This window comes from Mesobacillus sp. QJM3NY_10 (assembly GCF_056173465.1).
The window spans coordinates 2,178,966-2,196,108 of sequence record NZ_CM149675.1 but is presented as its reverse complement, the minus strand read 5'-3'; the positions used below and the strand labels follow the sequence as shown (position 1 = coordinate 2,196,108).

17 protein-coding genes are annotated in these 17,143 nt (G+C 39.1%); 7 read left to right on the top strand and 10 right to left on the bottom strand.

What is annotated here, in order from left to right; genetic code table 11:
- Window positions 1-495: 495 nt before the first annotated feature.
- Window positions 496-1,020: a ribonuclease H-like YkuK family protein gene (locus AC0VX7_RS11070; RefSeq protein ID WP_475427866.1), complete on the bottom strand. Its 525-nt coding sequence runs from the start codon at window positions 1,018-1,020 to the stop codon at window positions 496-498.
- A gap of 322 nt (window positions 1,021-1,342) precedes the next feature.
- On the opposite strand from AC0VX7_RS11070, the gene AC0VX7_RS11065 reads away from it, so the two are divergent.
- From AC0VX7_RS11065 to AC0VX7_RS11055, 3 genes are all read left to right on the top strand, one after another.
- Entirely contained in the window at window positions 1,343-1,468 is a 126-nt protein-coding gene (locus tag AC0VX7_RS11065) for a hypothetical protein (RefSeq protein ID WP_475427865.1), read from the top strand.
- 67 nt (window positions 1,469-1,535) lie between these two features.
- Entirely contained in the window at window positions 1,536-2,177 is a 642-nt protein-coding gene (locus AC0VX7_RS11060) for a pyridoxamine 5'-phosphate oxidase family protein (RefSeq protein ID WP_475427864.1), read from the top strand.
- A gap of 131 nt (window positions 2,178-2,308) precedes the next feature.
- On the top strand, window positions 2,309-2,743 hold the full coding sequence (locus tag AC0VX7_RS11055) for a hypothetical protein (protein ID WP_475427863.1): 435 nt from the start codon (window positions 2,309-2,311) through the stop codon (window positions 2,741-2,743).
- 332 nt (window positions 2,744-3,075) lie between these two features.
- On the opposite strand, the gene trhA is transcribed toward AC0VX7_RS11055, so the two are convergent.
- Complete coding sequence (gene trhA / locus AC0VX7_RS11050) at window positions 3,076-3,714, bottom strand: PAQR family membrane homeostasis protein TrhA (RefSeq protein WP_475427862.1); 639 nt, start codon at window positions 3,712-3,714, stop codon at window positions 3,076-3,078.
- Between the two features lie 139 nt (window positions 3,715-3,853).
- Window positions 3,854-5,560, bottom strand: a complete 1,707-nt coding sequence (gene ggt / locus AC0VX7_RS11045) for a gamma-glutamyltransferase (RefSeq protein ID WP_475428139.1) — start codon at window positions 5,558-5,560, stop codon at window positions 3,854-3,856.
- An 854-nt stretch (window positions 5,561-6,414) separates the two neighbouring features.
- On the opposite strand from ggt, the gene AC0VX7_RS11040 reads away from it, so the two are divergent.
- Window positions 6,415-6,765: a DUF2200 domain-containing protein gene (locus tag AC0VX7_RS11040; RefSeq protein WP_475427861.1), complete on the top strand. Its 351-nt coding sequence runs from the start codon at window positions 6,415-6,417 to the stop codon at window positions 6,763-6,765.
- Window positions 6,766-7,078: 313 nt separating this feature from the next.
- On the opposite strand, the gene AC0VX7_RS11035 is transcribed toward AC0VX7_RS11040, so the two are convergent.
- Window positions 7,079-7,645, bottom strand: coding sequence for an NADPH-dependent FMN reductase (locus AC0VX7_RS11035; RefSeq protein WP_475427860.1), 567 nt, complete (start codon window positions 7,643-7,645; stop codon window positions 7,079-7,081).
- A 13-nt stretch (window positions 7,646-7,658) separates the two neighbouring features.
- Window positions 7,659-8,717 carry an LLM class flavin-dependent oxidoreductase gene (locus tag AC0VX7_RS11030; RefSeq protein ID WP_475427859.1) on the bottom strand — a complete coding sequence of 353 codons (1,059 nt, stop codon included), beginning with the start codon at window positions 8,715-8,717 and terminating at the stop codon, window positions 7,659-7,661.
- A gap of 136 nt (window positions 8,718-8,853) precedes the next feature.
- Between AC0VX7_RS11030 and AC0VX7_RS11025 the strand changes: the two genes are divergently transcribed.
- On the top strand, window positions 8,854-9,210 hold the full coding sequence (locus tag AC0VX7_RS11025; RefSeq protein WP_475427858.1) for a winged helix-turn-helix transcriptional regulator: 357 nt from the start codon (window positions 8,854-8,856) through the stop codon (window positions 9,208-9,210).
- Between the two features lie 429 nt (window positions 9,211-9,639).
- On the opposite strand, the gene AC0VX7_RS11020 is transcribed toward AC0VX7_RS11025, so the two are convergent.
- The 4 genes from AC0VX7_RS11020 to AC0VX7_RS11005 all read right to left on the bottom strand — a co-directional run bounded on the left by AC0VX7_RS11020 (window position 9,640) and on the right by AC0VX7_RS11005 (window position 12,293).
- Window positions 9,640-10,119, bottom strand: a complete 480-nt coding sequence (locus tag AC0VX7_RS11020) for a hypothetical protein (RefSeq protein ID WP_475427857.1) — start codon at window positions 10,117-10,119, stop codon at window positions 9,640-9,642.
- 41 nt (window positions 10,120-10,160) lie between these two features.
- The gene (locus AC0VX7_RS11015; RefSeq protein WP_475427856.1) at window positions 10,161-10,646 is read right to left on the bottom strand and encodes a hypothetical protein; all 486 of its coding nucleotides are present in this window, start codon (window positions 10,644-10,646) and stop codon (window positions 10,161-10,163) included.
- Window positions 10,647-10,680: 34 nt separating this feature from the next.
- Window positions 10,681-11,286: a group-specific protein gene (locus AC0VX7_RS11010; protein ID WP_475427855.1), complete on the bottom strand. Its 606-nt coding sequence runs from the start codon at window positions 11,284-11,286 to the stop codon at window positions 10,681-10,683.
- Window positions 11,287-11,510: 224 nt separating this feature from the next.
- Complete coding sequence (locus tag AC0VX7_RS11005; RefSeq protein WP_475427854.1) at window positions 11,511-12,293, bottom strand: GNAT family N-acetyltransferase; 783 nt, start codon at window positions 12,291-12,293, stop codon at window positions 11,511-11,513.
- A gap of 283 nt (window positions 12,294-12,576) precedes the next feature.
- Between AC0VX7_RS11005 and AC0VX7_RS11000 the strand changes: the two genes are divergently transcribed.
- Both AC0VX7_RS11000 and AC0VX7_RS10995 read left to right on the top strand, forming a co-directional pair.
- Window positions 12,577-13,155 (top strand): RNA polymerase sigma factor, encoded by a 579-nt coding sequence (locus tag AC0VX7_RS11000; RefSeq protein ID WP_475427853.1) that lies wholly within the window; start codon window positions 12,577-12,579, stop codon window positions 13,153-13,155.
- The gene (locus AC0VX7_RS10995; protein WP_475427852.1) at window positions 13,145-14,251 is read left to right on the top strand and encodes a DUF4179 domain-containing protein; all 1,107 of its coding nucleotides are present in this window, start codon (window positions 13,145-13,147) and stop codon (window positions 14,249-14,251) included. Before AC0VX7_RS11000 ends, AC0VX7_RS10995 begins: the two co-directional genes overlap by 11 nt.
- A gap of 503 nt (window positions 14,252-14,754) precedes the next feature.
- On the opposite strand, the gene AC0VX7_RS10990 is transcribed toward AC0VX7_RS10995, so the two are convergent.
- Window positions 14,755-16,881 carry a transglycosylase domain-containing protein gene (locus tag AC0VX7_RS10990; protein WP_475428138.1) on the bottom strand — a complete coding sequence of 709 codons (2,127 nt, stop codon included), beginning with the start codon at window positions 16,879-16,881 and terminating at the stop codon, window positions 14,755-14,757.
- Window positions 16,882-17,143 lie beyond the last annotated feature (262 nt).

The window sequence follows — 17,143 nt, the reverse complement described above, 5'->3', positions numbered from 1 at the left end:
TAGAAAGTGGTCTTGTGAACCAAAAAAATTATTTAAAGAAACCTTAACTAACTCTTAATCTTAACTTAAAAAACAAAAGCTAGAATGATTGTGATAGAACAATAAAAAGGAAAAACAAATATTATTCATAGGGGAAGGATGATATTTCTGTTAATTTCCTATAGGAATTACCAAGGTGGGAACAATAATTTGGTGGTTGTCGAAAGTTATGGAGTGATTACTACCAGTTTAAAGGATAAGCAAACAGCGATAAGAACACATAAGAGAAAAATAAAACGATTAAAGGCGAAACAGAAGTGAATCATAAAATTGAGCAGCAGATTTTTCAAGACCTTATTTAAGGTCTTATTTTAATGCCGAAAAAACCGCTTTTCTATCTGACCGGCAAACTTAAGAAAAGTAATATAATCCCCCGTACACTATCCTTTTTTTAGAAAAACGTCCTCTTTTACACGACAAAAAAATAGTCCTGAACGGGATGTTCAAGATCAGAATCTACTTAGTATACTTGTTCGCATAGCTCGACGCCACAAATGAATCAGGTTTGATTTCTGCTTCCAGCCCGATTGACTCAATTCGCTGAATCATCTCATTCACATACACTCTTGTTTTGTTTTTCGTGCTTCGGTCAAGGTCTAAATGGCCCACCATCTTGAAGCTGGCTCCTTCATTGACGTAAGGCAGCAATAGATTGATTATTTGTTTTTGCTTCTCCGGAGTGAACAGATAGGCAACTTCCTGTGTATAGGTTGTTTCCATCGAAATTTTTTCCTGTATGGATTCAATTCGCCTTCCTATATTAACGGATCGGTAACATGCCCACACACCTTTGCCTTCCCGCTGTATGACAACACCTGTTATGAAACGCGTGTACGTACTATGAACTTGGGAGTCCGTGCCTATGATCAATCGGTGGCTGCCACTTGGCTGCACTTTGATGAATGTCAGGATATGCTGGAATACTTCTTCAAAATTCATGTTCCGCTTTGACAAATTCTGAAAACCTTTTTGTACTTCCACTTCAATCACCTGCAATTCGGAAAATGGCTGCACCCATTTATATGCTAGAATAGCGTTAATTATCCACATTTTATCAATATAACAAGATAAAATATTGAATCATAAAGAAAGGCCAGACCCATGCTGCTTAACGGGCTGGCCTTGTCCATGGCATTTATTTTTCTAAAAAATAATCTTCATTTTACTATCGTGGACTCATCCATGACTTCTCCGTCTTGAAGCTGGATTATGATTTTCAAGTTCAACGGTTGGGACGACACTTGGAGTATGTGCTGGTCCTGGTGCGATTACAACGATCAGTGATAATCCTAAAGGAATCGGAATGTGGGTTTATGGGACGCCTGAAGCTCAAGGCTACTGGCTGCGCATGCTCATCGTTGACGGAAATGACAAAAGCCATGCCCTCAATTTTACTGGTGAGAAGCCAAGCATCGACTTGCTCACTTAACTCACTGCTACTTATACATCAATAAAATGGTATTATTGGTATATATTCCATTTTGAAAGGTGATTTCATGACTATAAAATATCAGCACATTATTTCTACAAAAGAAGAATTTGAAGAGTTCCGTTCCTCTATCGGAAATCCTAGCGCTCGGGCAGCCAATAAAGTCATTTCTTTTGTTGACGAACATTGCAGGAACTTCATTTCAAAATCCCCATTTTTAACTTTGGCCACTTCGCATATAAACGGTCAATGTGATGTGTCACCACGAGGGGATTCTCCCGGATTTGTAGCGGTCCTTGATGAGAAGCATTTGTTTATTCCTGAACGGCCCGGAAACCGAAGAATGGATTCTGTACACAATATCATTACTAACCCAAATATTGGCCTGCTCTTTCTAATCCCTGGATTAGGCGAAACCTTAAGAATAAATGGTAAAGCTTATATTAGTCGTGATCCTGAACTGCTTGAGAATAGTGCAGTGAATGGAAAAGTTCCTTTGTTTGGTATTTTAGTAGAAGTTGAAGAATGTTATGCACACTGTGCAAAAGCATTTATCAGATCTGAATTATGGAAGCCTGATACATGGCTAGAGAAAGAGACTCTTCCCTCTGTTCCCAGCATGTTAGTCGCTCACTCAAAGATTCCGAATGTTTCTGCTGAACAAGTAGCAATGGAATTGAAAGAAGGTTATACAAACAGGCTTTACTGACAGGATGATTTGCATTGAAAGCGATATAGTGAAAGCAGGATTTTTGGATTGGGTGGAGAAATGGATATTGTAATTAACGAAATAAAAATCAATTTTTTCAGACCTTAAATAGTAAGCTAGGGGGTGTCATATTGAAGAAATATGTACTAGTTACTGCACTGATTCTGCTCATTACTATCTCTTTTATCTTCTATATATACCGTGCACAAGACTTAGGTGATGTAGTTAATATTGATCAAGTTGATCGCATTTTTGTGACAACAGTTGAAAGTGAAAGAGAAATTGAGGGGATTGCGGTTGAAATTCCCAAGGTAAGCCAGGAACAAAGGAAAAAACTCGCTGATTTTTTAAATCAATACCAAGTAAGACTAACGATGAAAGAAGGATGGACTTCTGATTATCCAAGCCAACAGTTTACCTTTCGCGTAGTATACAAAAATGGAGATACTCAGATTTTTACCTTCGAGCGAGGAGTCTTTGTCTCAACACGAATTTACGAAGTAGTGAATGCTCCTTTGGATTATAAATGGATACAGGAATTTGAGCGTGAACTTAACTCAAATTAAGAATAATGTTTCTAGCGGAAAATATTGAGTTAAAAATTGAATCCTATTATTCACCCTACGGAGATCAATTGTTATTTTCATTACATATAAAAATAAACCTGATAATAATCTCCATATTCAGCTATTGGTGCATATATACTACAATACACAAAAGGAAGCTCAGAGCTTTTTGATAACTCTGAGCTTCTTTGTTTGCTTATTAACTGCTTAATTACCTGCTAAATCAAATGCGAATTACTGTGCAATCAGCCTATTACCCCGAGTTTTAAACTTCAAAACTGAGCCCGTTAGTTTCTACCTCTTTCCGTTCTAACAAGCTATAAAAAATGCAATCACGGCAACAAACCCAAAACCGCAAAAAAGTGCATGATCGATCCGGCTAATACAAACAAATGCCATATTGCATGGTGGTAATGGAATCCGCGCCAGACGTAAAAGATGGCTCCTACTGTATACAGGACTCCTCCAATCACTAGGAATAGCAGTCCTTGTGAGGAAACATTCTGTGTCAGTGGTCCCCACGCAAAGACGATCAGCCAGCCCATGACGACATATAGCACAGTGGATGTATTCAGGAAGCGTTTGACGAACAATGATTTAAAAACAGTTCCGGCGATGGATAGTCCCCAGACGATTCCGAACAGTGTCCATCCTAATGCTCCCTTTACAGCGATAAAAAGAAATGGTGTGTAGGTGCCGGCAATGAAGAAATAGATGGATGAGTGGTCTATGATTTCAAAAAAGTCCTTTGCTTTGCCGGGTGGGAAGCTGTGGACGAGGGTTGATGATGTGTATAGCAGTACCATGGTAACACCGAATAAGGTGAAGCTCACGACATGCCAGGCTGTTCCGTATAGGGAAGCGAAAACGATCAGGATGACGAGGGCTGCAATGCTTAATAATCCCCCGATGCCATGGATGATTGCGTTTGCGATTTCCTCTCTCTTTGTAAATACATGTACATTGGCCATACTGTTGACTCCTTTGCTCTATATAACAAACGGTCGGTCTGATCCGTTTCTTCTATTATAGTAGAACATTAGTATAACACTTATGACTTTAATAACTGAAATGAAAAAGGAGCGGAAATATCCCGCTCCTTCCTTATGTTTATTTTCGGTTGCCCTTAAGATCTACTCCAATAGCTGCGCCATTTCTGCTTGAGTCGGCGACTCCCTTAAAAGTACCGTTTTCACGGTCAATCAGGATGCTTTGGACATTGCCGATGGTCGTTGGGCTAGGTCCAAATTTATGGCCCATGGCATTCAGTTTGCTTAGTGTATCCGCGCTGACGCCATCTTCATAGCGATAGGAATTAAGATTGTTTGTGTATATTCTTGGCTGCTCGACTGCTTCCTTGAGCTCCATATCGTATTCGATGGCATGGAGAATGGTTTGCAGCACGGAGGTAATGATGGTCGGGCCTCCTGGTGAGCCAACCGTTAGGATTGGTTCGCCGTCTTCAAACACGATAGTCGGCGTCATGCTGCTCAACGGGCGTTTGTTCGGCTGAACTTCATTCGCGCCGCCAGGGACTGCATCAAAGTCAGTCAGTTCATTGTTCAGCATGAAACCATACCCAGGCACCATGATGCCTGTTCCAAAAACCTGTTCAATTGTTGTTGTGTAGGAAACAACATTTCCCCATTTGTCAGCAACAGTAAAGTGAGTTGTTTCTCCATACTTTCTGTCATTTGGCTGGCTGGTTGGTGTAAAGTTCGCCTCGGAATTTTCATACTTCCAAGGGTCACCTGCTGTTGGAGACTGATTAACAGAATCCATGCTGATCAGCTCCTGGCGCTCCTTGATGTAATCAGGGTGAAGCAATCCATTCACAGGAACATTGACGAATTCAGGATCTCCAGCGTATGCCGCTCGGTCAGCATAGGCAAGATGCATAGCTTCAGCCAGAAGATGATACTTTTCTGCAGAGTTGACATCATATTGGGACAGATTGAAATCGTCGAGTATTTTCAGCATTTGGAGCAGGAAGACACCGCCTGAGCTTGGCGGAGGCATACTGGCAATTTCGTATCCCTGATAGTCTCCCCAAACCGGCTCATCAACAGTTACATCATACTTTGCTAAGTCCTCGGAAGTCATCGAACCTTCGAAATCCTGGACCACATCTGCAACAGCATCTGCAATTTCTCCTTTATACAGTGCATCAGCCCCGTTTGCACGGATCAGCTTGAACGTTTTAGCCAGGTCGTCCTGAACAAGGACATCGCCCTCTTGAAGCGGCTTCCCGTCTGGCAAGAACACCTCACCAGCTGCTGATTTTGATAACTTGTCCTGATTATCGGCAATCGCGTCTGCCAGAACTGAATCAATTGGGAATCCTTTGTCTGCTAGCTTAATAGATGGTCCGATCAGCTGTTGCAGCGGACGTGTTCCCCACATTTCTAGCGCTGTCTCAAGCCCCTTTAGCGTTCCCGGCACTCCTACTGCCTTACCTCCGGTTGAACGTTCTGAAAAAGGAATCGGCTTCCCGTTTTCATCCAGGAACATGTCTGGCGTCGCGCCCTCAGGAGCACGCTCACGGCTGTTCACGATTGTTGTTTCCTTTGTTTCTCCGTCATAAACCATCATGAAACCACCGCCGCCGATCCCGGACATCATCGGCTCTACTACGTTCAGCGCAAACTGGATGGCAACGGAAGCATCAATCGCGTTCCCGCCCTTGCGAAGAACCTCAGCACCAATCTCTGATGCAAGTGGGTGTGCTGTCGCAACCATTCCATCCTTGCCCACATCCACCTGGCTGTACTGGTCGTAGCTGAATTGCGGTTTTTTAGCCAGTCCTGCTGCAGGCATTGTGCCGGCCAGTAACAGAACACTGAGTAAAGCAAACAGCCCGGTACGTAAGAAGTTTTTCAAATGAATCCCTCCTGTTTAATTTGATTTCAATATTATGGTAGGGGATATAGAAGAGTAATAGCAAATATTTAACCGAATTTTCCCAATTTTAAAACTATAATACTAGTTGTTTTGGCGGAAGGGGTAAATTAGGCACGGTAATGGATAGTACAAAAGGATGATGGTATATGGGGAATTTATATAATGTTGAATGGATTCACAAAGAATTAACCAATAGCATTTCAGAACCCTTGGATACAGAAACAGATCTCGCCGACAAAAAAGAAGCCAAGGACCCACCCTGCTTCCATACATTGATCAATATAAGAATCATGCTACCTCCTTCTCCCTTTCCATACACCCAACTGAAAAATTATCCCCGTATAAGTAATGAAAATAGAGAATGAAATGATGATTTGCTGATGATTGGACCAGATCGTAAGAATGGTTTTTTTAAGGTTGCCAGTCAGATACAGATAGTAGACATACACCAATAAGAAGGAAAGAAATAGTAAGAAGACAAAGCGGAGCATACGAAAGAAAGAGCTTCCTTCGAAAAAAGTTCTAGGATTTTTACTTTCTTTGTTAGAAAGTATTGTTTTAGCCATCCACCACACCCCATTACGCGCGATTCAGATTCATATACTTTAATATTCTTCTCTATTGGGCTATTTCCTTTTTAAAAAGAAACAGTTCCTACCTATGAATTAAGGAATCACCCTATTTAACGAATTAATTTGACCGTTACTATGTTTGTACCGGCCTATTTTTCATACTATAATGAAGAAAACGAATCTAAGGGAGTTTATATCTTGAGCAAACATAAAATCTACACAATGAGTTTCGCAAGTGTCTATCCTCATTATGTGAATAAGGCGGAAAGAAAAGGACGGACGAAAGCAGAAGTTGATGAAATCATCACCTGGTTGACAGGGTATAACCAGGAAGAATTGGAAGCAATACTGGAAAAACAGACAGACTTTGAGACCTTCTTTGCAGAAGCTCCTCGAATGAATTCTTCGAGAGAATTGATCAAAGGTGTAGTATGTGGTGTCCGAGTAGAAGACATCGAAGAACCAACGATGAGAGAAATCCGCTACCTAGACAAGCTGATCGATGAGTTGGCAAAAGGAAAAAAGATGGAGAAGATTTTGCGGAAATAATTAATACTGACCTTATATAAAGGTAACGGGTTTACTTGTGAGGTGCAAAACGGCAAATCACAGACAAAATCACATATTAATTCGCACCAATTTCACCACACTATTCACAATACAAAAAGGCTTAGAGAAATTTCAATCTCTAAGCCTTTTTTCATATTACCTTATTGTGCTAAAGCACCCGTTAGTTTAAGTGAAAATCTTCACATTCATTATTTCAGCTTAGTTACACTCTGCAATGACTCAATAGAAAAAGGTTGCTATAAGCAACCTTTTTCTCCTATTAAAACTTACCTATTTGTCATCCTCTTTTCAATTAAAAATCGTATTCCGCTTCTTTAGATTTACGAATGCTCATATATGTTTCGGTCAATATTACTGTGTCTTCCACCAAACGATTGATGCGGAATATCACATCATCATTGATAATTTCTTTTCGTTGGAAATCTTTTTCCTCGATAAATACATATGACTGAACAATTTGTGCCTTCATATACGCCAAAATCGGTTTCAACTGTTGTTCTGCCACCAAATAATGCTTTGATGAACCTGCTGTTACAAGGATACTTACCACTTTATCACGAAACGCATTAACTGGGAGCAAATCAAATATATTTTTCAAAGTAGCTGGAATAGATGCTTGGAAAATGGGTGTACCGATCACAATGGCATCTGCTTCCATTATCTGTTTTGTTACAAATGCAGTATCTCCTTCATAATCCAAGTAATTTCGTCCATCACTAAACCAAACATTATATTCCGCTAAATCAATAATTGTATATTCTGCTTCTGGATATTTCTCTGATATTTCCTTAGAAAGATAATTCATTGCTGTTCTTGTTTTAGAACCTACAATTGAACCAGAAATCTCAACAATTTTCATAATGTGTCCTCTCCTAATCTGTTGTAGTATATTTTTTAATAGCAGGTAAAATTTCTGTACCTATTAGTTCAATGTTTTTGGCTAAATTATTAAATGAAACTCCACCCAAATCAATTTGAGCAAGATAACGTTGATGACCGAAAAGTTCATGCTGATATAGGATTTTTTCGATAATTTGTTGCGGGCTTCCAACATTTAACACGCTACGAACATCAGTACCTTGTGCCATAAGTTGTTTCGGAAAACCCTGCCCATTTGCCAAAATTGCTCCTTGATTAATATGAGGGTAATATTCCTTTAAGGCATCCTGGGTAGTTTTCGCCGCATAAAAGAAACCAGTTGTTGCAATGGGCAAGGTATTAGGGTCAAAACCACTACTTTTTGCTACTTGTCTATAAGCATCAATTGTACTTTTAAAATAACTAGAAGCTCCTCCAAGCATTGCTAAGGTCATTGGAACTCCAGCAGAACCAGCCTTTACCGCACTCGCTGGTGTACCTCCTACTGCACGCCAAATAGGAAGCGAACCATTTTTAGGTCTAGGCAAAATTTTCGCGTTTTTCAACGGTTCTCTGAACTGACCACTCCAATTAACAACTTCCTTTTCGTTTAAACTTAGAAGTAATTCAAATTTTTCCTCAAATAATGCTTCATAATCACGTATATTGTAACCTAGTAATTCAAAAAGACCGATACGCGAAGCCCGTCCTGCAATGATTTCAGTACGTCCATCCGAAATTAAATCAATTGTCGCAAAATCTTCAAACACACGAACGGGGTCTGAGGTACTGATAATTGTAGAAGAACTACCGATTTTTATTTTTTCTGTTGTCTGTGCAATAGCCGATAAAACAACAGTATGTGCCTGAGTAGCAAAATACTCTTGATGACTTTCTCCCACACCAAAAAAGTCAATACCTGCTTGTTCAGCTAACTTAGCCAATTCAATAATTTCATGAATCCGTTGTTTAGCTGAAATACGATCTCCAGTTTTAGGATTTGGTATGTGATCCCCTAAAGTATATAGACCAAATTCTAGACCTTTACTTTTGTCAATTCGATATTTTTCCATATATAAAACCTACCTTTATTTGAACTTGTAAGTTTCCATCTAACAATGTTATTATGACTTAGAAATATCTTTTTAAGAAGTACGCACTTTAAAGTGGTATAGTATACTAAAAGATACTATTGGAAGGTGAATAAGCATGAACATTGAACCTGAATTATGTAAAGTCGATGACGCTTTAGATATTATCGTTGGGAAATGGAAGCCTATTATTTTATTATATTTATTGAAAAACGGTACACTGAGATTCAGTGACTTGAAACGTAGTATCCCAGAAATTACACAGAAAATGTTAACTAAACATTTGAGAGAGTTAGAAGATGAGGATATTATTAAGCGAGTCGTATACCCACAGGTTCCACCTAAAGTTGAATATTCTATAACCGATTACGGAAGAAGTTTAGAACCCATTTTAGTGAATATGCATGAATGGGGTTTAAATCATCAAAGGCATAAACTACAAAAGCAAATTGAAAGAGCATCGACAACCAAATAGTCGATGCTCTTATTAATTTAATGAGTCTTATTTTTTAACTTCTTATTCAACTAAACTGCATCTTTACTTTAAGTACATTATTTCACAAAGTCTTCGTTAGTCTTTTTTAATTTTTAACATAAATATCCAAATATCTTCATAATTACCATACATTCTACTTACCAAATCACAACAAAATCACATATCCTCCAATAATTATTTCCACAATGAGAAATGACCTGAGAATTGATGGGCGATTTTAAATAAAAATATTAAAAACCATTGATTTAATAAGAAAAACGCACGGTGAATTTTAATGTGAATTCCCGTGCGATTTGCCTTGTTATTTACTTGTTTGCACCTCTGAAGTAAACCCGTTAATATAAAGGTTGGTGTTTTTTTGTAATGGTTAAGTTAAAAGCGTCCTGGGGATTCAGCACGCTTTTTAAACTAATGTGTTTTATCGTTTTCATAAAATGGTTCGTTCCCAACGACCAAAAGTTTTTTTAGTTCATTAAAAATAGTCGAATTATTTTTAGTGAATTTATAGGTTGCGTCATCTTCAAGATTTAAATAACCCTGGTCATTAATTCCCACTCTATAGATTGACGACGTTCCATTATGAATGATAACCATTGATAAATATCGGCCGTCATTTATTATATTTTTATATGGCACCCTTGTATATTGACTTTTGGAGAGCTCACCTATTATTTTGTTTATTTCTTGTTCATCCTCAATATCAATATTATAGATATGATCCCATCTTTCATCTCTATAATCACCAAAATTAATTTTATCTACACTGCCCATTCCTTTTAATACTTCTTCAGCAGCCAAAGGAATCCTATAATACCACAATAAAATCAGGGCTGTAATTACAATTGCAGCAAACGTTCCAACGTAATATTTCTTCCGGTTATTTCGCATATAAACACCCACCTATACAAATTCCATTTCATTCTCAAGTTTTACTCGATATAGTCAATTAGCTCTGCTGGAACTTGTTCAAAAATGTAAACTTCAGGGTTATTAAAAGGTTTGTGCTTCAAGTACTCGGAAAGAGGAATCATACTTTTCCAGTATTCTTTCATTAATTCCTCTTTTGAAGGTAGCCCTGCAACAATGTGCCCTCTGCTTCCATCATATTCATCTTCTATATAGGCAAATAAATCACTTGATAGATCGAAATTAAAAACTAAAATCTTGTCACTGAACACTGGAAAGCGATAGTAAGGTTTTTCATGTGGTTCTAAATCTGCACCGAAAGCAACTTTAAAATCAATCCATTTTGGTGCACTTTCAGGCCTGAAACGTTCTGTCAGTTCCGGAAAGAAATTAGCACCTCTTGAATACCATCTTTTTGCTGTTGTACGATTTAATCCTTCTTTTAAAACTCTTTGCGGTGGAATACCTGGGTCATCTATATTTTCAATAATCATATGATATAAAAACAAAAGCTTACCTCCATTCTAAAATTTCAAATCTAAACTATACCTTACAACACTTTAATAGATTCGCTAGTAACTCTGGTCGTTTATCAGGGATAAATACATCTTCAATTGGCACCACAGCATACCAGAGCCGTTCATTTTTGCCAGTTAATACGGGTTTGTCATAGACCAAATGGATTCTTAATCGTTTATCGATTTTTATCGATGCAGCTAACTCTTTGTAGACCTTCTCCATTCTGTCATGATCAAACACGGCCTCAATGGCCATCTTTCCATATAGCCCATTCCACCAGGATAAAAAGAACTTCACACTTTCTGAGTAGCCTATAAAACCCGATTCATTGTTCTCAAACAACTTTTGATATAACGCTTTATCAAAGTCAAGAACTCCATTGTGGTCATACATATGATTCTGAGAGTTCTTATCGACAGCCCCCTTCCAAACTTCAGCAAAGGTCTCTTCAAATTCTTCCTCGAGAATCCCCCAATTTGAACGATCAACATAGGGGAACAAAGGTGTTTCACAATCTTTATTTTTGCTGTTTAAGTATAGGTTTTGAATAGTCATTAAATAATTTAACGAATAAGGTGCAGTTACTTCCATTTCAAACCCGCTATTGTATACTTCTTGAATATCTGGCATTTCCCTATTCCTCTCTTATTTCTTTTAATGGTATCATCACTCCTGGCTAAATCCTCATAGCCCCAATCCTTTTTTAAAACACCATTTCCCTCTTAAGCTTGCAGCAAGTTGCTTCAAGTGTAGTTGCCATTAGAATAATTAAGAAATGATTTAACCAATGCGAGCTTGTGAATAGGTCATTTTTTTATCAAAAAATCATAACGGAACTGAGGTAATGATTAGGTTTAACGATTTTGAAGCTCGATAATACTTTTTCCGCCTAAAAAGGCATGTCCTGTCGTCAGTGTCATGACTGTATCAAAGCCATAGCGACTATATACCTTTTCAACCCTTTCATTAATAGGAAACACCCATAGGTTTTCAAAGCCCTGTTTTTCAACTACTTGTTGAATATGTTGAATGATGTAGCCAATTAATCCTTTTCCTCGGTATTCCTCTAATGTCGCTACACTCTCCATTCGCGCTTGTCTGCCGTGAGCAAAAATACAGGCAGTGGAACAGGCGACACCATTGTACCTTAACAAAAAGTGTTGATATGCGGGATGATCGAAATCTTCCTTCAAAGTTTTTTCTCGAACTTCACGGCCGCCAATCTCTTTGATGCTGCATTCGATTTCTAATGCTTCTTGATAGTTTGCTTCGGTAACTTCTTCAATCGAAATAGCATCATTTCTTTTCAGGTTCATCACTTTTTGATCCCATAATTGTACAGGACTTGGCAATTCCTCATATCCAAATCCTTTTGATTTTAATTCCCGTATCAGAGCAGGTTGTTCATCTGGAGTGTATATGTAAAATCTCGAAATAATGTTTTTTTCCTGATAAAAGGAAATGACTTCTTCCACAACATTTTCTGGATGGTCAACTGGTTTGCGAACATGGGCATGATTCGCATCATAATAGGCAGGCTGACTTTCATTTAAAAATAGATAACCCCACTCCCTGTCGTGACGTGTAGTAAAGGTAGCAAGGTAAGCAAACTCTAACTCTAATATTTTATCTAACATGTAACTCATTCCCCTCATTCAATTGTCTTGAAAGACAGAAGATAACGAAGATATCCAAGATTGATTTTAGCATAATTATCCAAGTTAATGAGTTGTTTCATTATATAATGGTAAAGGACAGACAACACCTACCACATCCCTTCAATATCTGGCTCTAGCACAGCGTATGTCTGTTGGTCGGCCTAAAGGTTAAATTGATTCAATTATTTTTTTTGCGAAAAATGAAACCAACATACCCATTCTGAACGACATACTAGTGAAAATAACATATGGAGGTTGCCCAGTGAATGAGGAACAGAAACTAATCAATCAAATCCGGGCGGGTAATGGAGAAGCGTTCAGACAGCTGGTTGAAAGTCTGCTTTCTTCTGCATATCGGACGGCTTACCTCATACTTGGTTCACGGGAGCTGGCTGAGGATGCTGTCCAGATTGCCCTGGAGGACTGCTATCTCAGCATTATGCGAGATGTGGAAATCCGCCATTTTAGAGCATGGTTTTACCGGCTCGTCTATACCCGTTCGATCGATGTTTACCGAAAGCAAAAGCGAAATCAGTTTTCTGATATTGAGGAAAATCCAGAAGCAATCTACAAGATGAAATCAGAGTCAGCTCAGGATAAAGCTGTAGAAATGGAAACAAAACAGGAACTGCTTCAGCTGATTACCTATTTAAAGGATGACCAGCGAGTTCCTTTACTGCTGTTTTATTATGAAGACTTGTCCGTAAAGGAAATCAGCCTCATCCTCGATGAAAACACTAATACGGTAAAAACAAGGTTGTCACGGGGCAGGAAAAAGCTCGGAGAACTGATGAAAAAGCATAGCCACTTTCAAATGGAGGGGAATACTTATGGGATATGATAAGGATAAGATGCAGATCCCTGATTCGCTGCAAAAGTTTACAAAGGAGTTGCCTGGCCGATTCGCAGCAGGTGAATTTGATGATGAGCGGAGTGATCGAGTTAATCGTGAGCTTGAAGGTTTCAACAAAGCATTAAAAAAGCAGTGGACATTTTGGAAAAAAGCAGGTGTAACGACTGCAGCGATCGCAGCCAGCTTCATGTTATTTGTTGGTTCAGGGTTCGTTTCCCCTACGATGGCTAAGATGGTAGCGAAGATTCCCCCGCTTAGCTCGATCTTTAATGATCCCGAGCAAGACCTGACAGAGCGACTGACTCAAACTTTAAAAGATGAAGGATATCCTGTGAAGCAAGTGAACCAGTATGTTGGAGGGAAAAACGAAGGAATCACCGTTTCTTTGGAAGCATCTGAAAAGCAGGTCAAAGAGATGGAACAAGGTGTGAAAAAAATCGGGCTTTCGATTGTCCAGAGCGAGGAATTCAAAGGGACTAGAATAGAGGATTATTTTATTAAAGTAAAACAATATCGCGAACCATCTGAAAAATGGAAGCAGGATCAAGCCAAAATCGAAAAGGAAAGCGAAGAAGTGTTTGAAATCGTCCAGGCTGCGCTAAAGCCTTTTGATTTTAAAAACAGTATTATGTTCAGTACTGATACGGTTGAACTTGAAATCCCAAGCAATGAGAAGCAGGAAAAAGTTGATGAAATCAAAACAGCTGTTGAGGATGCCCTTTCAGCAAATGGCAAAAATTTCGAGGTCAAGATCAGGAAATACAATTTGGCTAAACGGGAGCAATACGCTCGCTGGGGAGACGCGGTCTCAGGAATTGCGCATGAATTTATGACTTACAAAAAATATAAAGTATCCGGTGTCGGCCATAAAAGTGAAGACGGCTTAATGACCATTTTCATCACCATGAAAATGAAAAGCACCGACAAAGAAGCAGCCGATCATGCCACCGACCTGTACACAATGGGCGAGGAATTCATCAAATCAGACGAAATTTGGCCGAATGTAAAACAAGATCCATATAGAATCGTCGTAAGGACAAAGGATAAAAAGGAATTTAATATTGAGGATAAACAATTTAGATAAACAAAATTCATCAGAATGTAAAATGAGCATTTATATTAAGCTGTACTCCCATCATTTTACCGACAAAGATAATCAAAGATGGGTACCATAGACAACGAGGTATTCGCAAGGAAGTGAACGAGCTTCACGGGTTATAATATTTACTTTTCAGTTTAATAATGTTTATAATATTTATGTAAAGCCCGTATATTAAAAAAGAGCTTCCGTGTGCAACCGGAAACTCAATGTACAGCAAGCTGCTTGAAGTCAGCGGCCAATAGAATAAGAAATGATCTACTCAAACATTTGGCGGTGCAGGGTAGGTCATTTCTTTTTGTTTGCAGAAATACCTAACGCGACTACGGCAATGATTAAAGTTGCAAACTGTATGTCCCCGGGAGAAGCATAGGGACGGACCTTATTCTTCCACACAGTTAACGAAAGGATCACACTCCTCTATTCCAGAAGTAGACCTGTTTACCAGCTTTCCTCAAAAAAAAGCAAAGGGATTATTCCCCTCGCTTCTAGTCGTCATCTTTTTTATCTTTTTTATTTCGTTTCTTTTCCTCTTTCTCACGCTTCTTCTCTTCTTCTTCCTCTTTCTTTTCCTCTTCCTCGCGCTTCTTCTCATCTTCTTTCTCTTTCTTTTCCTGTTCTTTCTCTCTCTTCTTCTCCTCCTGCTCTCTCCTCTTCTCATCATCCTTTCGCTTCTTCTCTGCCTGTTCTTCTTTTTTCTCCTGTTCTTTCAGCTGCTTTGCAATCGATGACAGATCAAATTCATTTTGCGAGAATTGCTTTATAGACTTAGTGAAGATCTCTTTAAATACAACTGTAACAGTAGAGCTGCTTGATTCTGTTAAATAGTGCTTTTCATCCGTTTTGTCATAGCCCATCCAGACGGCTCCGACGATCTCTGGTGAGTAACCGACGAACCAGTGATCCTTGGTTCCATCGTTGTTACCAGGAGCTTCCGTTGTTCCCGTTTTACCGGCGATTTCCCAGCCATCGACCTTGGCATTTTTACCAGTGCCTTCCTGGACAGCTCCTCGGAGCATATACGTTATTTGATCAGCAACCTTCTCATCCGTTACTCTGGTTGCGTTGTTATTCCATTTGCCAATCAGATTACCTTCCGCATCCTCAATCCTTTTAATAGAGTGAGCTTCTGCCATCAGTCCCTTATTAGGGAATGCTGAAAATGCTTGCGCCATTAATAATGGAGATACGCCTTCATCCATACCGCCCAGTGCCAGGCCGAGTTTATGATCTTTTTCCTCCAGTTTTATTCCAAAACGCTCTACCGCATTTATTCCATACTTAATCCCCATTTTGTCAAGAAGCCAAACAGGAGGCACATTATAGGAGTTTACCAGCGCATCATACATGGTTACCTCCCCTCGGAACTGCTTATCATAGTTCATTGGCTGATAACCATCTATATTAATAGGAGAATCCTCCAGCCTGTCAAACATATCGTAGCCTTGTTCCAATGCCGGAGTATACACGGCCAATGGCTTCATGGTGGAGCCGGGCTGTCGCTTCAGTTGAGTGGCGCGATTGAACCCGCGAAAGGTATGTTCACCTCTGCCGCCTACAATCGCCGCTATACCGCCAGTTTTTGGCGAGATAAAAACAGCACCACTCTGGACCAGCTGATCAGGTTGACCATCCGGAAACAGACTTTTATTCTTGTAAACTTCTTCAACTGCTGTTTGAATATCCGGATTCATCTCGGTGTAAATCCGCAGGCCGCCAGAAAGAATCTCGTTTTCTGTCAAATCATATTCCTTTATTGCTTCTTCAATAATATGGTCAACGTAATAAGGGTATTTACCTTTATATTCATCAATCTTCTTGCCTTGCAGTACAATTTGCTGCTCCTGTGCCTTTTGCAAATCCTGTTGGCTGATATAGCCTTCATTTTTCATCAGTGTTAACACGATATCTCTGCGATCAATCGACTTATCCATGTCTTTAAAAGGTGATAATAGTGAAGGAGCTTTGATTAATCCTGCAATCATCGCGGATTCACTTATTGTCAGCTCACTGACGTCCTTACCAAAATACGTTTGAGCTGCTCGCTGAATTCCCCAGGCACCTTCGCCAAAATAAATCTGGTTCAGATACCTCTCCATAATCTCATCTTTGGTGTATTTTCGTTCGATCTTTTTCGTAATAATCAGTTCTTTAAACTTCCTAGTATAAGTCCGTTCCTGTGTTAAAAAAGCATTTTTCGCAAGCTGCTGGGTAAGAGTGCTGCCGCCAGCGACAATTTCCCCTTTTAACGTGTTCTGCACAAATGCTTTTGCTATTGCAAAATAGTTTATTCCGTCATGCTTATAAAACCTCTGGTCCTCTGTAGCAATGACAGCATAAATCAAATGTTCCGGTATTCGCTCAATGCTTACACCTTCAATGTTCGACGCTGCCACCTTGCTTGCGATCGCATCATTCTGATCAAAAATGATCGTCGGCTGTGGAGCAGGATCCTCTAGCTTACTGACATCACTGCTCCATATCATGATGTTCAGTACCAGAAGCCCCAATAGGAATAATGCGATACCAATAGCTGCAACTTTAAACTTGATGCCTTTCGTTTTAATATCGTTCCAGCCCCTCCTTGAGGCTTCTCGTTGCTGTCTTCTTTCCATTCTTCCCACTTTGTTTACCACCTTATTGTCTAATGTTGATCATCATGCTGTATTTAATGTTTATGTATAAAAGAGTACTAAAATAGTATATTTTAAAGAATGATTCAAGCCAATAATTAAGATAATCACTATAATAAAAGGTTATAGCCCAAACAGATAGATTGTTAAAGCATGCCAAGAAAAAAATGCACATATCAAATGCCCATTTTTCAGACATATAAAATATACCGGTCTCAAATAACGATCATTCATAGCTAAAGTA

What these genes read in the sequence shown, in the direction of transcription:
- AC0VX7_RS11025 (WP_475427858.1), top strand. Translation starts at nt 8,854, where the DNA reads ATGAACATTGAACCTGAATTATGTAAAGTCGATGACGCTTTAGATATT.
- AC0VX7_RS11060 (WP_475427864.1), top strand. Translation starts at nt 1,536, where the DNA reads ATGACTATAAAATATCAGCACATTATTTCTACAAAAGAAGAATTTGAA.
- AC0VX7_RS11020 (WP_475427857.1), bottom strand. Translation starts at nt 10,119, where the DNA reads ATGCGAAATAACCGGAAGAAATATTACGTTGGAACGTTTGCTGCAATT.
- AC0VX7_RS10990 (WP_475428138.1), bottom strand. Translation starts at nt 16,881, where the DNA reads ATGGAAAGAAGACAGCAACGAGAAGCCTCAAGGAGGGGCTGGAACGAT.
- AC0VX7_RS11005 (WP_475427854.1), bottom strand. Translation starts at nt 12,293, where the DNA reads ATGTTAGATAAAATATTAGAGTTAGAGTTTGCTTACCTTGCTACCTTT.
- AC0VX7_RS10995 (WP_475427852.1), top strand. Translation starts at nt 13,145, where the DNA reads ATGGGATATGATAAGGATAAGATGCAGATCCCTGATTCGCTGCAAAAG.
- AC0VX7_RS11035 (WP_475427860.1), bottom strand. Translation starts at nt 7,645, where the DNA reads ATGAAAATTGTTGAGATTTCTGGTTCAATTGTAGGTTCTAAAACAAGA.
- trhA (WP_475427862.1), bottom strand. Translation starts at nt 3,714, where the DNA reads ATGGCCAATGTACATGTATTTACAAAGAGAGAGGAAATCGCAAACGCA.
- AC0VX7_RS11010 (WP_475427855.1), bottom strand. Translation starts at nt 11,286, where the DNA reads ATGCCAGATATTCAAGAAGTATACAATAGCGGGTTTGAAATGGAAGTA.
- ggt (WP_475428139.1), bottom strand. Translation starts at nt 5,560, where the DNA reads ATGCCTGCAGCAGGACTGGCTAAAAAACCGCAATTCAGCTACGACCAG.
- AC0VX7_RS11030 (WP_475427859.1), bottom strand. Translation starts at nt 8,717, where the DNA reads ATGGAAAAATATCGAATTGACAAAAGTAAAGGTCTAGAATTTGGTCTA.
- AC0VX7_RS11065 (WP_475427865.1), top strand. Translation starts at nt 1,343, where the DNA reads ATGTGGGTTTATGGGACGCCTGAAGCTCAAGGCTACTGGCTGCGCATG.